The sequence below is a fragment of the Thermoactinomyces sp. DSM 45891 genome (genome assembly GCF_900119485.1).
In the GTDB taxonomy this organism is placed as follows: Bacteria; Bacillota; Bacilli; order Thermoactinomycetales; family Thermoactinomycetaceae; genus Baia.
Map to the genome: position 1 here is coordinate 80929 of NZ_FPJZ01000008.1, position 14525 is coordinate 95453.

Below are 14525 nucleotides of genomic sequence, written 5' to 3' on the forward strand. Positions count from 1 at the left end.
GATTTTATGCGAGTTGTCATACAGCGTGTTTCAAAGGCGAGCGTTACTGTCGACGATCAAATAGTAGGGGCCATCGATCAGGGGCTCCTACTGCTTGTTGGTATTACTGAAAATGATGGTGAAGAAGAGATTCAAACGTTAGCAGAAAAAGTGGTTCGTATGAGAATCTTTGAAGACGAGAAAGGGAAGATGAATAGATCCTTACTCGATCTAGGTGGTGCCATCTTATCAGTGTCTCAATTTACTTTATACGGTGATTGTCGAAAAGGTCGGCGCCCTAGTTTCATGGCCGCGGCTAGACCTGAGTTAGCCAATCTCTTATACGAGAGATTTAATGAACAACTTCGTAGTTATGGAGCTGAAGTGAAGACAGGCATATTTGGTGCGATGATGGATGTATCGCTACATAATGACGGTCCTGTGACAATTTTATTAGATAGCCATGATCTTGTGAAAAAGAAATTAAGTTGATAATGGATATGGGAGCTTAGCGTGAGTTAAGCTAAGAGTAGAGTTTTAACAGTTACAAGGAGGTTGTCTGACTTGACAACAAATCATATTGATGTACATACGATTAATACCATTCGATTGCTTTCGATTGATCAAATTGAGAAAGCAAACTCAGGGCATCCCGGATTACCAATGGGAGCTGCCCCAATGGCATATGCTTTGTGGAATAACTATTTAAATCAAGATCCAAAAGATCCGAAGTGGATGAACCGAGATCGCTTTGTTTTATCAGCAGGTCATGGTTCTGCACTACTCTATAGTTTGCTACATCTTTATGGATTTGACGTATCGATCGAGGACTTAAAGCAATTCCGTCAATGGGGAAGTAAAACGCCCGGGCATCCTGAAGTCGGACATACTCCAGGCGTAGAAGCTACAACAGGACCACTGGGTCAAGGTATTTCGACCGCTGTGGGAATGGCGATGGCAGAGGCTCATCTAGCAGCACGTTTTAATCAAGATGGCTATCCAGTGATGGACCACTTTACCTATGTAATTTGTTCCGACGGTGATTTAATGGAAGGGGTTGCTTCCGAAGCATGCTCCATGGCTGGACATATGAATCTCGGTAAATTAATTTGTCTTTATGATTCCAATGACATTTCGTTAGATGGCGAACTAAATCATGCCTTCTCTGAAAAGACATTACAACGTTTCGAGGCATATGGTTGGCAAGTGATTCGTGTTGAGGATGGCAATGATACAGAAGCGATATCAAGGGCGATTGAAGAGGCGCAAGCGGACCTTAGACGTCCAACCATGATCGAAGTACGAACCGTGATTGGTTATGGTAGTCCCAATCGCGCAGGCACTTCCGAAGCACACGGGAAGCCACTCGGAAAAGAAGAGATTGCTGGGACTCGTAAATCGTACAATTGGGAGCATGAAGAAGATTTTCATGTGCCACAAGAGGTGCGGGCTCATCTGGCTGAAACGATGGAACGTTATACAGCAAAACATGCTGAATGGAAGAAGATGTACGCGAAGTATCAGTCGGAGTTTCCAGAGCTTGCTAGGGAATTAGAGGCAGCATTTGCAGGGACACTTCCTGCTGGATGGGACCAATCTCTCCCTACTTATCAGGTGGGGGATAAAGCACTTGCGACTCGGGTTGCTTCTGGAAATGCGCTACAAGGTCTTGCGAAATCTGTGCCTACCCTAATCGGTGGTTCTGCTGACTTGAAATCTTCCAATAATACCGAGATGAAAGGCGCTGGAGTGTTCCATGTTGAAGATTACGCAGGCCGTAATGTTTGGTTCGGCGTTCGTGAACATGCAATGGGAGCAGCTATGAATGGCTTAGCACTACATGGTGGTGTAAAAGCATTTGGGGCTACATTTCTTGTATTCTCTGACTATCTACGTCCAGCTATTCGTCTGGCCGCCCTTTCTAAGTTGCCGGTTACCTATGTATTTACACATGATAGCATCGCTGTTGGGGAAGATGGACCTACCCATGAGCCTGTGGAGCAAGTTCCATCCCTTCGTCTCATCCCAGGCCTAAAAGTGATTCGTCCTGCTGATGCTAACGAAACCTCGGCCGCATGGGCTTATGCCGTAAGCCAAACAGAACATCCAGTCGTTCTGGCTTTAACGCGCCAAAACCTCCCGATTTTAGAAGGATCTGTTGGAAAAGGTAAAGAACTGATTGAAAAAGGCGCTTATATCGTGTCAGAAGCAAAAAATGGAACACCAGAGGGAATTTTAATTGCAACAGGCTCAGAAGTAAGCCTTGCGATTGAAGCACAAGAGCAATTAGCACAAGAGGGTGTTCATGTACGGGTGGTCAGCATGCCTTGTCGTGAAAACTTTGATCTTCTATCTGCTGATGAGAAAGAAGCGATCTTACCATCAAACCTTCGTGCCCGTGTGGCGATTGAAGCAGCTCACACCATGGGTTGGCACAAGTACGTTGGCGATCAAGGTGAAGTGATCGGGATCGATACATTTGGTGCATCCGCACCAGGTAACCTTGTGATGGAACGTTTTGGGTTTAATGTAGGAAATGTTGTGGAGAAGTTCCATCGCATTCGTTCTCGATAAGGATCAATTTGTGAAGATGAGACAAAAGCGTATCTCCTTTAATGGGATGCGCTTTTTTGTACGGATCAGTCAACTTATACTAGATAACTATGGTATGCTTATTACCATATGAATGCGATTACAGAGAGGATCGGAGTAACTCAAGCAGATAGATGCTCCTGATCTTTAGAGGGGTTTAAAGGATGAGTGATCAATTAAAGGATTTCATTGGAATCGTATTCCGAATTGTAAAGTGGATGGTAACGGGGGTTATTTTAATCTTCGTCCCATTTCTTGTAGTTTGGCTGGGCTCTATGTGGATCGAGGGACTACTCTTTCATAACAGTACTGACCTATATTTCTATTATCGAAGTCCGACAGGGAATATTGTGACGATCCTTCTAGCACTCTTAATAATGGGATTAATTGTAACTGCCATCCCTACTCGTGAACAAAAACGATCTGGTCAGTCTCGGAACAAAAAGTATAAACGGAAAGTGGGAATTTATTTAGCTGTCTGTCTCCTGTTGTCAATATGGGATACCACTACCCATGTATCCGTGAACCAATCTGGAATCAATGTAGCTAGTCTTTTTGGTATTCAGACGGAGCAATATAAATGGACTGATATCAAAGAGGTTTATGCTGGGTTTCGATCCAACGAATCAAATGGCTTTCACCCAGAATATTATGTCACCTTTCAAGATGGGGAGAAAATAGATCTGTGGAGTTGGTCGCTTAGCAATAAAATTCAACAAAAAGAGACAGACGGTTTCATCACCGCCAATCGCCTAGAACGGGCTAAGGCAATCCTATACATGAACGAACAGATCAAGCAAAACATACCAGAACGATTGAAACCGGGAAAATGCCTAACTAAAAAGGCAAAAGAAGAGATTGAGAAGATGTACTCGGATGCGAAGGTAGAAAGTAGCGTGTTAGAGCTTTATACACTATGTCCAGGAAAGCTATAGGGTTTTATATGCTATGTCCAGAAAGCTAGATAACGGCTTATTGGGTGATCGGGGGGAGTCTTGTTCGATACTGCTTAGATACCGATCCGCAGAGAAATGGAGATGCCCGCCCCGTCATCCTCCGTCGGGGCAGGTGCACTCGCACAGAACGCTCAGACATGTTGCACCAAAAGCGCCCCATACTATGGATGACTACGCTAAGCAGGATCGCTAGGATCGAACAAACTCTCCTTTTCCTCGAACCTTCACTTTATCAATCCCTACTCTTTGATCACTGTTTTAAATTGTTCAAGATCATTTACATTCAATTTTTGGATATCATCATTAGTGATGATATATCTTAATAGCATATAGTTTCCGGGATCTTCCTTCTTCGATGTTGATTTAAGTTGGTCATCATATATGTAAATCGTTACAGCTACTTTATTAAAATACATCCTTTGTAACTCTTGAAGAAACTTCGTTACAGCGACTTGTGCTTGTCCACCTTGATTATAGACATGAAGCCCAACATCTAAACGTAAATCCTTATCGCCCCTTTTCAACACTTCAAATACAGAAGGAATCTCATGAGTATATTTTCTTTTGACACCATCACGATATCCAAATGAAAAATTATCTTCCATCGTTCTTAAATCAAATATCTTTGTTGCCAATTCTTTAATAGAAGGCCTTAATTCAGCAGTAAATAAATGGTCTACATACGTATCCGAAAATTTTTTAGGTGGTTCTAATCCGACGAAAACAGGTGTGTTTTTGCCATCTTTTATTGTACCATGGATATTGTAGTCACCTAAAATACGACCTTTTGTTACTTTTGTAATAACGAATTCTTTCCCATATTTTTCTTGAATGTATTGGACTGTAGATTCCTTCACCTTATGCTCTTCATCTGGGGTTATTTTAGATGTATCTTTCGCAAAAAGGCTACATCCACTTACCATTAGTAGGAATAGAATAGCTAAACCCCCATACAGTAACCCCTGTTTTTTCCATTTCCTCAACACAGTATCACATCCTCCACATTCTTATCTAGGAACGATATTCCCGTTATTCTTTCCATATAGGCTGGCGTATGGAGTATTGAGACACTGAGTATCTGATTCCCCTGTGAATACGGCAATCCCATGATCATTGATTCCTCTACTGATATCCCCACTTCGTATACCCTCCACAGAAACAACTTTTCCGCTTTCTATTGCATATGCTTCACCTGGTTTGAATCCAACTGAGCCTATGGCGTCGCGTTCATTCGTATAGTTTCGAACTAAACCCTTATGTTTAGTTTTCATCTTTACTATCTCTTCCTGTCTCAACTTTATAGAATTAGGATTCTGGCTGGTATGATTGTAGTTTCTTCCAGGTGCATTGAAAGTGATACCCGGAATCTTTTTCTCCATAGCAACTTCATTAGCTAAATATCCACCTAAGGAATGACCAGTAACAGAAAATTGAAATCCCTTATAATTTGGTTTGTTAAGTATACCATGAGCAAACTTGAGCGCAGGCCCTCTTTGTGGAACTAACTTATCAACTCCTAAACCAAGCACAACATCCGAATAGTAGTCCTTCATCTGTTGTGTCCCTCGGTAAGAAATGACTACTTCTCGAGTTTCTATATTAATAAAGGCTATAGCCTGCATATCATTACCCGTACTATACTTTTCACCAATTCTCCAATCTTTTCCTAGCTTATCTCGCACCATCTCATCAGTAAGTTCATCTTCATACACAAGCTGGTTCATCATTGCCATTTGTTGATCGCTTGTCTTCACGTTTTTTAGTTCTCCATAAGGTCGAGCAGCTATCGGTGAGCTACTAAACGCATCGCCGATTACTTCACGCTTCCACCATGCAACGGCTGTGAGAGCTCCCAACACGACTAATGTAAAATCTCCCATACGAATACTATCTATTATATTAGACAGCTTATCAAAGACATTCGATATAAAAGATGTGATTTCCGTCCATGCTTTTTTAACATGATCCCACTTGTTAGAGAGCCAATCTCCTGCTTTTTCCAAAAATCCTTTTTCTTTCGTTGTAGATGTACCTGCTAGATCCTCCCGAAATTCTCCATTTATAGGGGTTTGGTCTATAAACTCTGCATGTGCTACTCCGTTCCCCACAAATCCAAAGCTTAGTAAAATAATCATCTGGATTAGTGCAAGTCTAATTATCTTTCGCATAGGCATAGATGTTATCTTCTCCCTTCAACTCCAGTGAAAAAAGGACAGTATACTGCCCTCTGTTATTCAAATGAAATTATCCTAATATTTATCATGAAACTACAATTTTCCTATTATTGAAAACTGAATTAAAAAGGGAAAGGCTGGGAGACTAAGCAATTGATTATGTACTATCGAGTGAATCAAAAGATCTCCATCTTTCCCGCATATTTCTAGCTAAACTGCTTATAAGCCACAGCTGCCATTAATATCCACGCCATAATAAATGCAAGCCCACCAATCGGCGTAATCGCACCTAGCTTTGTTACACCCGTCACGGCCATCACATAAAGACTCCCCGAAAATAGAACAACACCCACTAACATAAGCCAGCCTGAAGTAGTCAACATCCCTGAATCCTGAACTTTAGACAGCAAAATCCCTACAATGAGCATCCCCAGAGCGTGAATCATGTGATAATGAGCGCCTGTATTCCAATTGGCAATCATTTTCTCAGCTACTTTTCCTTTTAAACCATGTGCACCAAATGCACCCAAAGCAATACTTAAAGCCATGTTAAGACTACCTAGGAGTAGAAAGAGTCGCATGAACTGCGCCTCCTTTCGTCTATGTATTCGTTTGAACCGAATATAACACACTTACTTATCAGAGAAAACCGAAAGATTTTGTATATCATCCTTGACATCACTTTTTGGCAATCCTATAATGGGTGTACTATTTTATTTTTGAATATCTGACCTATGAACGGAAAGTAATCTTCAAGTGAGCAGTTAGAGATGGGGACTCGTGGCTGAAAGGTTCCTTCTGTGATATGAAGATGAAAGACACCTGGAGGTTCTATGTTGAACGCAATTGGTTAGTAAGCATAGACGCGGTCCCGGCGATAACGGGTAAGAGGTGGAAAGAAGCTGTTTAGGGTTCTTTCAATTAGGGTGGTACCGCGGGAATAAAGAATCTCTCGTCCCTGACAAAGTTGTCTTTGTCAGGGACGAGAGATTCTTTATTGTTCCCAGATAAAGGCAAGGAATTGAATATGAAAAAGGTAAGGAGGCATTCACATGAGCAGAATCGTAAAAGGCATGTTTGATGTCATGCCAAAGGATGAAGAGAAATGGCGACAAGTGGAGTGGTGGCGTTTTGTAGAATCCACAGCTCGCAATGTCGCGGAACGTTTTCATTTTCAAGAAGTTCGTACCCCGATCGTGGAGTATACGGAGCTATTTGAACGGGGTGTAGGAGATACCACTGATATCGTAGAGAAAGAGATGTATACCTTTACTGATCGTGCGGGGCGCTCGATTTCATTACGTCCAGAAGGAACAGCAGGGATTGTGCGCTCGTTTGTGGGACATAAGGTATACGCACAGCCACAACCAACCAAATGGTTCTATATGGGGCCTATGTATCGTTATGAACGGCAACAGGTAGGAAGATATCGTCAGTTTCATCAACTAGGTGTAGAGGCCTTTGGAAGTTTTGATCCTGCGCTTGATGCGGAAGTGATTGCACTCGGAATGCAATTCTTTGAAGAGCTAGGCCTAAAAGGAGTTCAAGTTGAGATCAATAACGTAGGTGATCCAGAGAGCCGTGCTCGTTATTTTGAAGCCTTAATTGCTTACTTTGAACCCTATAAAGAAGAATTAGCTGAAGATGCACAAAGCCGTTTGTATCGAAATCCGATGCGAATTTTAGATAGCAAAGATCCACGTACCAAAGAGATTGCGAAGGGTGCACCATCCATCTTAGATTATCTCAGCGAGGAAAGCCTTGCGAATCTGGAGGCTGTAAAACAATATCTAGACATACTTGGTGTAAACTACGTGCAAAATGACCGTCTGGTTCGTGGATTAGACTATTATACACAAATCGCTTTTGAATACATGGTAGATATCCCTGGGGCACAGGCGAGCACAATTGGAGGCGGCGGCCGTTACAATGGACTCGTACAGGAAGTGGGCGGACCCGATATGCCGGGTGTAGGCTTCGGGATCGGGCTTGAGCGAGTTCTATTAGCATTAGAAGAGCAACAAGTGGAGGTTCCCGAACTCAGTCGTCTTGACTGTTACATGGTTACATTGGATCAAGCTACGAAAACGAAATCTATGCAGTTACTTGCTGAGCTTAGAAGAGCGGGGCTTTCTGCCGAACGAGATTACTTGGATCGGAAGATGAAAGCACAGATGAAAGCGGCCGATCGTGAACAAGCCCGCTTTGTGGCCATTTTAGGTGGAGACGAACTCGCGCAAAATCTGATTCAAGTGAAGAATATGGAAACGGGAATGCAAGAAGCCGTTTCTCTCGATCAACTCGTTACGTACATTCAAACAGGGAAGGGAAGATGATCGATGTCAAAGCCCGTACTACGAACACATAAAGCAACCGAACTCACAACACAGCATGTAGAGCAGGTGATTACCCTTAATGGCTGGGTACACTCACGCCGTGACCTGGGTGGACTCATCTTTCTAAATATCCGTGATATATCCGGGCAGGTCCAAGTAGTAGTCCATCCTGAGACGGCACCAGAAGCGTTTCAAGTCGCGGATCAAGTACGTAGCGAATACGTATTATCTGTAACAGGCCAAGTTGCATTGCGTGCCCCTGGGACGATTAATAAAAACATGGCAACAGGAGAAATTGAAATAAAAGCCTCTGCTATTCAAGTATTTAGCACAGCAAAGACGCCTCCTTTTCAAATCCTAGATAACATTGATGTCGATGAAACGATCCGTTTAAAACATCGTTATGTGGATCTTCGTCGTCCAAAGATACAAGAAAACCTCGTTCTACGTCATAAAGCGATGCAATCCGTACGTCGCTTCCTTGATCGCCATGCGTTTCTTGAAATCGAGACTCCGATCATGACGAAGAGTACGCCAGAAGGGGCTAGGGATTATTTAGTACCAAGTCGTGTACACGCGGGTCAATTTTATGCACTACCTCAATCGCCACAGATATTTAAGCAATTGTGTATGGTGGGTGGACTCGATCGTTACTTCCAGTTTGCACGTTGTTTTCGTGACGAGGATTTGCGTGCAGACCGTCAACCTGAATTTACACAGATCGACTTAGAGTTCTCCTTCTTAGAGCTAGAGGAATTTTATCAAATGATGGAAGAAATGTTTGTTACTCTTCTGCGTGAGGTGAAGGGAGTCGAAGTAGCCGCTCCATTTGAACGAATTCCGTATGCAGAGTCAATGGAGCGTTTTGGGAGTGACAAGCCGGATCTTCGCTTTGGTATGGAGTTAATTAATGTGGGAGAAGTGCTTGCTGGCACGGAGTTTAAAGTGTTTGCAAGTACGCTTAGAAGCGGTGGACAGGTGAAGGCGATCAATGTAAAAGGGCAAGCGCATTGGAGCCGAAAAGAAGTGGATAGCTGGGGCAAAGTGGCTGAATCATTGGGTGCAAAAGGACTGGCATGGTTAGCATGGAAGCCAGACGGCATAAAAGGCTCCATTGCAAAAGCACTAAAAGAAGAAGAGATTGCTTCCATTGCACAAATAGCAGGGGTGGAAGAAGGAGATTTACTATTTTTCGTTGCAGATAAATCAAGTGTAGTAGCCGCCACATTAGGTGGAATCCGCGCTCGTTTAGGTCGTGAGCTAGGACTCATTGATGAAAGTAAGTATCATTTTGCTTGGATTACCGAATTCCCTATGTATGAGTATGATGAGAATACAGGTCAATTTATGCCGATGCACCATCCCTTTACTCGCCCGATGGAAGAGGATATTTCCTTGATGGAGACAGACCCAGGAAAAGTACGTGCAGTCTGCTATGACTTGGTGCTGAATGGATATGAATTAGGAAGTGGTAGCTTGCGGATCTATGAACGGGAGCTACAAGAGAAAATCTTTGCATCATTAGGGCTGACTCTAGAGGAATCTAGAGAGAAGTTTGGCTTCCTATTAGAGGCATTTGAATACGGTGTACCGCCTCATGGTGGAATTGGGCTCGGCTTTGATCGGATTGTGATGATTCTAGCAGGTGAGACCAACCTTCGTGAAATTATTGCTTTCCCAAAGACTTCTAGTGCTTCCTGCTTGATGACAAACGCTCCTTCCGATGTAGATGAGCAACAATTGGATGATCTTCATATTGCGGTTAAGATGAAGGAAAAAGGGTCACAATAACTTGTAGCTAGATGCGTTTGTACTTGTTCTCTTATTTGTAGATGTGGTAATATAGATTTAATAAAGAATCCCTGAGATGTTCGTGTGTAAACCGTAATTTTGAGCCAACATTTTTACTGCGGGAGCTTGTGTCAGTGTTTGGAAAGGAAGCCATCATCTAGGTGGAACCTTGAGACTCACTGCAGAGCACCCACCTGCTAGAGAGCAGGTTCAAAATTGCGGTGCCACGGCATAATGGGGCTTTTTTTGTACATATGTATCAGAAATGCTTGTTAACTAGGATTCGGAGTGAGTATAGATGAAATTGGGTGTCGATATTGATGGTACGATAAAAGACACGAAGCAAGCTGCAGTCACCGTTTATAATGAAGAGTTTCATAAAAAGATACGAGCTGAGGATCTTACTGAATTTTATCTAGATCGAGCATATGGATTAACGCCAGAGGAAGGTCGTAAGACTTGGAGACGACTGGAGGAAAAAATTTATCGACTAGGCGTTCCGCTACCTCATGCTAGGGAAGTGCTGCAGCAGTTATCGAAGGAAGGGCATGAGATTTACTATATCACCGCCAGACCCGGTCTCCCAAACATTCAAGAGGTAACAAAGAATTGGTTACGTGAGAATGAGTTTCCCTATCAAAGCGATCGCCTGATCATGAGTTCGATAGATAAGGCAAAGGTAGCTTTAAAACTAGGAATCGATTTATTCTTTGAAGATGCTCCTAATCATCTAGATCGACTGATAGAACAGAACGTTCATACGATGATTGTAGATGCACCTTATAACCGCCAATATTCGAAGGAAATTCCTCGGGTTACCGATTGGCGCCAAGTCTATGAATACATAACACAGCTCTAATATCGAAGAACCAAGCGGAGAGCATGCGGGACAACAAATGAAATGACAGGACTCGTATGCTTTCATGAATATACGCATTGTTTCATAAATTATAAAATATTCATTTTCAAATTAAAATAGAAACTTTTAAGCATTTTTGGTAAAATAAACATAAGGTAAATTTTCATATTTCATATTGATTTTTATCTATTATCGCTTTAATGTAAGGATGTATAGTTAATCATGAAAGGAGGCCATATATTATGGCTGAAAAATCATTGGATGAGAGGATAGAAGAATTTACACAACAAACTTCTCTCGCCACAGATCTAGCAAAACCACCCCCATACAATGTGGGAGACTATATTGATGCCACGATTACGTTTATTGCTTCCTATGGAGCTTTTGTGGAGTTAGAGGGTGGGAAATACTCAGGGTTGATTCATATAAAGAATATAGCAAATCAATATATTGAGGATATACATGATTTTCTTGAAGTCGGGATGACTATTAATGCGAAAATTATTAGAATTCACAGTGATTTCCGAATTGAGCTTAGTACACTTCATCTTAATTTAAAAAAGACACCGCAAGTCAATGAGAATCGTTTTTATCTTTCTCCTCTGGAGAAGTTAAAAAATGGACTGCCTACGGGTGATGATATTATAGAAAGTAGTAGTGCAAAACCGCCAGAGGAAATACAGAGAATTTTCAATTATTTATCTAAGGTGGTCGGGATTTTATCCCCAGAAAGTAAGGAGAAAGTACAAAGTTTAGTGAATGAAAAGGGTGTGTTTGCCTTTACGATGAGTTTGGTGGAGGCGTTAAAAGTTTTCGAGGCAGATCTATCTTTGTATCTAGTGAAGGAAATAGAGAAACAAATGAGGGATGATCTTTAGCCTAGACCAGTCAGAGTTTATAACTACGTACCACGCAGCAGAGCGCACAGATCGATTAAAAAAGGAGTTAACTCCTGAAGACATTATTCAACTGGCCAAAGGAGGAAGAGTTATTCTAGATACTAGAGATCATCGATATATACAAAGTGGCGACTTGCGGTTCCCTTGCGTAAAAGAAAACGGGAAATTTATTATTAAATCGATAATAAGTAAGGATATGTATATGACTGCAAAAGATTAACAAAAAAACAAGCGCCAGAAACGCTTGTTTTTTTGTTTCCTTAGGAGTCGCTAGATTGTTTCATCCAACGCATAAACTCAACCAATTTCTGCTCGTATCCATGATTGCTCGGTTGATAGAACGACTTGCCGAGATGTTCGTTCGGTAGATATTGTTGCGGGGTGTATCCCCTAGGGAAGTCATGTGGATACTGATACCCTGTCCCGCGATTTTGTGACTTTGCACCTGGGAAGTGACTGTCACGTAGATGATGAGGGACTTCTGCACGTATTTCTTTCTTTACCGCTTCAAGAGCTTGCTTGATTCCTGTATAGGCTGAGTTACTTTTAGGAGCTGTAGCGAGATAGATGACGGCTTCGGCTAGCGGGATTTGGGCTTCAGGGAGCCCAACTAGTTCCACGGCATGGGCGGCGGCTGAGGCGATGAGTAGAGCTCTGGGGTCAGCCATCCCCACGTCTTCTGCGGCGTGAATCATGATTCTTCTCGCGATAAAACGAGGATCCTCCCCTCCTAGGATCATTTTGGCAAGATAGTAGAGGGATGCATCTGGATCCGAACCACGCATACTCTTGATCCAGGCAGAGATGGTATCATAATGCTGATCCCCCGATTGATCGTAGCGAACATGCTTGCGCTGAATCGACTCTTCTGCTATTTCTAAGGTGACATGGCGTATTCCATCTTCATTCGGTGTTGTGGTCATAACTGCCATCTCTAGCGCATTTAGCACACGGCGGCTATCCCCATCTGCCATCCGTACAAGGTGACTACAGGCATCTGCATCGATCTGTACATGAACATTTCCTAGGCCTCGTTCTTTGTCCTGTAAGGCTTGATGGATGATTTGGCTAAGTTCTTCTTCATTAAGAAGTTCTAATTGAAATATGAGGGAGCGTGATAGTAGAGCGGCATTTACCTGAAAAGAAGGATTTTCTGTAGTCGCCCCGACCAAAATAAGCGTACCTTCCTCGACATCAGGCAGGAGTGCATCTTGCTGGGAACGATTAAAACGATGGATTTCATCTACAAATAAAATCGTCCTCGTCCCATACATTCCTAGGCGTTCTTTTGCAGACCTTACCACTTGGCGTAAGTCATTTACCCCTGCTGTAACGGCATTTAGCTGTTCAAAATGAGCTTGTGTAGATTCGGCGATGATTTTAGCAATTGTTGTTTTTCCAGTTCCTGGTGGACCGTGTAAAATAATCGAAGATAGTTGATCGGCTTCGATGGCGCGACGTAGTAATCTTCCTTCTCCAACGATCTGGGCTTGTCCAACAAATTCGTAAAAATTTCGAGGTCTCATACGAGCAGCAAGAGGTCCCTGTTGCTTGGATGTTAAAGCCTGCTGATAATCAAATAGATCCATGTAGAGATTCCCCTCCAGCTTTTCTCCGTTTTGGTTCTAATATAACATAGATCCTCGAGCAAACTGTTTAATCAAGAGTGGATTCGAAAACATAATAATGAAAACACTCCCAAAGAGAGCTTATTGGGAGTGTTTATACGAAACTATTTCTTTTAAGGAAATTTACTGGTCGTTTTACAAACTTTGACCAAAAGGATTTACGCCACTCCACTGTGCTCCAGCAAGGGGAATCGTGCCCACAACGGTATCTATCATTTGATCGATAACAAAGACCTGATTCGCAACTGGGGATGGAGAATAAACCAGATTAGCCGCAAATGAATTTTGATACGGTGTAAGGAATTGGTTGAGTGAAATACCATCGGAACTTTGCCCAGTTGGGATAAGGGTCGTTACCGTAGTCGGAAAGCTTGATACATCCGCCACTCCAACGCCTACGGTAGTGTTCCATCTTTGAATATATAATTTTTTCGTCATCGGATTTACAGCTACTTCCGTAACATTAGTTCCAACCGGGATGGTTGAATAGATAGCGCCTGCCCCTGTTGCAGTACTAATTACAGTAACGTTCATAGATCGGAAGTTGCCAATGTAAACAAACTTATTTTGCGCATCGACACTAACTCCTTGTGCTTGAACATTGGTTCCAATGGTAATAGTTGAAACAATCGTTCCACCATTCATAGCTGTCGTATCAATAACAGATACTGAACTTGTGGCTGAGGCTGATGAAGGGCCATTGGCAACGTAGAGTAGATTCGTTAAAGGATTGAATCCCATCTTTAATGGATTAGTTCCAACCGGGATTGAGGCTATGAATGTACTAGGGAAACTAGAAACATCATAAACATTCACCCGGTTGTTATTCCAATCGCCTACGTATAAAGCATTTTTGTTTGTCGTCGTTAATCCACGTATGGTGGGAGTGGTACCTGAGAGGGTTATAGTATCAATAATGGTATTATTTATTCCGTCAATGACATAAACATTTGCCCCTCCACTAACGTAAACCAAATTATTAATGGTATCTACTTCTCCGTCTGCGTTTCCGAGAGGCGATCCTAAGGTAATCGTAGCTATGATTTGATTCGTCCTAGCATCGCTAGTAATTACGGTGCTCCCACCTGCGGCATAAACCAATGGGATAGGAGTTGTATTTGTTCCAGTGGGTCCTGTGTTCCCTTGAGGTCCCGTGTTCCCTTGAGGTCCTGTGTCCCCTTGAGGTCCCGTGTTCCCTTGAGGTCCCGTGTTCCCTTGAGGTCCTGTGTCTCCTTGAGGTCCCGTGCCTCCTTGAGGTCCCGTGTCTCCTTGAGGCCCTGTGTCTCCTTGAGGCCCTGTGTCTCCTTGAGG

Annotated in this window: 13 protein-coding genes, 1 other RNA gene and 1 other annotated feature; of the genes, 9 read left to right on the plus strand and 5 right to left on the minus strand. The window is 42.7% G+C overall.

Translation table 11 applies throughout. The features are described from left to right. The first annotated feature begins 6 nt into the window (after window positions 1-6). The 3 genes from dtd (at window position 7) to BT147_RS08575 (ending at window position 3506) form a co-directional block, all read left to right on the plus strand. Window positions 7-471: a D-aminoacyl-tRNA deacylase gene (dtd, locus tag BT147_RS08565; protein ID WP_072333674.1), complete on the plus strand. Its 465-nt coding sequence runs from the start codon at window positions 7-9 to the stop codon at window positions 469-471. A 72-nt stretch (window positions 472-543) separates the two neighbouring features. Next, window positions 544-2553 carry a transketolase gene (tkt, locus tag BT147_RS08570; RefSeq protein ID WP_072333676.1) on the plus strand — a complete coding sequence of 670 codons (2010 nt, stop codon included), beginning with the start codon at window positions 544-546 and terminating at the stop codon, window positions 2551-2553. A 182-nt stretch (window positions 2554-2735) separates the two neighbouring features. Continuing rightward, a complete protein-coding gene (locus tag BT147_RS08575) occupies window positions 2736-3506 on the plus strand; it encodes a hypothetical protein (protein WP_072333679.1) in 771 nt (256 codons plus the stop codon). Between the two features lie 260 nt (window positions 3507-3766). On the opposite strand, the gene BT147_RS08580 is transcribed toward BT147_RS08575, so the two are convergent. From BT147_RS08580 to BT147_RS08590, 3 genes are all read right to left on the minus strand, one after another. Further along, the gene (locus BT147_RS08580) at window positions 3767-4513 is read right to left on the minus strand and encodes a hypothetical protein (RefSeq protein WP_072333682.1); all 747 of its coding nucleotides are present in this window, start codon (window positions 4511-4513) and stop codon (window positions 3767-3769) included. 21 nt (window positions 4514-4534) lie between these two features. After that, a complete protein-coding gene (locus tag BT147_RS08585) occupies window positions 4535-5701 on the minus strand; it encodes a Tle-like phospholipase domain-containing protein (protein ID WP_072333684.1) in 1167 nt (388 codons plus the stop codon). A 206-nt stretch (window positions 5702-5907) separates the two neighbouring features. Then, on the minus strand, window positions 5908-6282 hold the full coding sequence (locus BT147_RS08590) for a DUF423 domain-containing protein (protein WP_072333687.1): 375 nt from the start codon (window positions 6280-6282) through the stop codon (window positions 5908-5910). A gap of 144 nt (window positions 6283-6426) precedes the next feature. Continuing rightward, window positions 6427-6664 (plus strand) — a binding site (T-box leader). A gap of 89 nt (window positions 6665-6753) precedes the next feature. Between BT147_RS08590 and hisS the strand changes: the two genes are divergently transcribed. The 6 genes from hisS to BT147_RS08620 all read left to right on the plus strand — a co-directional run bounded on the left by hisS (window position 6754) and on the right by BT147_RS08620 (window position 11806). Next, window positions 6754-8037 carry a histidine--tRNA ligase gene (gene hisS, locus BT147_RS08595; RefSeq protein WP_072333690.1) on the plus strand — a complete coding sequence of 428 codons (1284 nt, stop codon included), beginning with the start codon at window positions 6754-6756 and terminating at the stop codon, window positions 8035-8037. Window positions 8038-8040: 3 nt separating this feature from the next. After that, on the plus strand, window positions 8041-9828 hold the full coding sequence (gene aspS, locus BT147_RS08600; protein ID WP_072333693.1) for an aspartate--tRNA ligase: 1788 nt from the start codon (window positions 8041-8043) through the stop codon (window positions 9826-9828). A gap of 65 nt (window positions 9829-9893) precedes the next feature. After that, window positions 9894-10073, plus strand: a non-coding RNA gene (ssrS, locus tag BT147_RS08605) — 6S RNA. 53 nt (window positions 10074-10126) lie between these two features. Continuing rightward, window positions 10127-10687 (plus strand): 5' nucleotidase, NT5C type, encoded by a 561-nt coding sequence (locus tag BT147_RS08610; RefSeq protein WP_072333696.1) that lies wholly within the window; start codon window positions 10127-10129, stop codon window positions 10685-10687. A 242-nt stretch (window positions 10688-10929) separates the two neighbouring features. Continuing rightward, window positions 10930-11565 (plus strand): S1 RNA-binding domain-containing protein, encoded by a 636-nt coding sequence (locus BT147_RS08615; RefSeq protein ID WP_072333699.1) that lies wholly within the window; start codon window positions 10930-10932, stop codon window positions 11563-11565. Beyond that, window positions 11555-11806 carry a hypothetical protein gene (locus BT147_RS08620; RefSeq protein WP_072333702.1) on the plus strand — a complete coding sequence of 84 codons (252 nt, stop codon included), beginning with the start codon at window positions 11555-11557 and terminating at the stop codon, window positions 11804-11806. The genes BT147_RS08615 and BT147_RS08620 overlap by 11 nt, the downstream gene beginning before the upstream one ends. 40 nt (window positions 11807-11846) lie before the next feature. Here BT147_RS08620 and BT147_RS08625 read toward each other — a convergent pair whose 3' ends face one another. Together BT147_RS08625 and BT147_RS08630 are read right to left on the minus strand one after the other, a co-directional pair. After that, window positions 11847-13175 (minus strand): replication-associated recombination protein A, encoded by a 1329-nt coding sequence (locus BT147_RS08625; RefSeq protein WP_072333704.1) that lies wholly within the window; start codon window positions 13173-13175, stop codon window positions 11847-11849. Between the two features lie 174 nt (window positions 13176-13349). Continuing rightward, window positions 13350-14525, minus strand: a 1176-nt coding sequence (locus BT147_RS08630) for a YncE family protein (RefSeq protein WP_072333707.1), incomplete at its 5' end; no start/stop codon positions are given.

Excerpts from the sequence above, each read along its gene's own strand:
- BT147_RS08610 (WP_072333696.1), top strand. The coding sequence starts at position 10,127 with ATGAAATTGGGTGTCGATATTGATGGTACGATAAAAGACACGAAGCAA.
- BT147_RS08585 (WP_072333684.1), bottom strand. The coding sequence starts at position 5,701 with ATGCCTATGCGAAAGATAATTAGACTTGCACTAATCCAGATGATTATT.
- hisS (WP_072333690.1), top strand. The coding sequence starts at position 6,754 with ATGAGCAGAATCGTAAAAGGCATGTTTGATGTCATGCCAAAGGATGAA.
- BT147_RS08590 (WP_072333687.1), bottom strand. The coding sequence starts at position 6,282 with ATGCGACTCTTTCTACTCCTAGGTAGTCTTAACATGGCTTTAAGTATT.
- BT147_RS08625 (WP_072333704.1), bottom strand. The coding sequence starts at position 13,175 with ATGGATCTATTTGATTATCAGCAGGCTTTAACATCCAAGCAACAGGGA.
- aspS (WP_072333693.1), top strand. The coding sequence starts at position 8,041 with ATGTCAAAGCCCGTACTACGAACACATAAAGCAACCGAACTCACAACA.
- dtd (WP_072333674.1), top strand. The coding sequence starts at position 7 with ATGCGAGTTGTCATACAGCGTGTTTCAAAGGCGAGCGTTACTGTCGAC.
- BT147_RS08575 (WP_072333679.1), top strand. The coding sequence starts at position 2,736 with ATGAGTGATCAATTAAAGGATTTCATTGGAATCGTATTCCGAATTGTA.
- BT147_RS08620 (WP_072333702.1), top strand. The coding sequence starts at position 11,555 with ATGATCTTTAGCCTAGACCAGTCAGAGTTTATAACTACGTACCACGCA.
- BT147_RS08615 (WP_072333699.1), top strand. The coding sequence starts at position 10,930 with ATGGCTGAAAAATCATTGGATGAGAGGATAGAAGAATTTACACAACAA.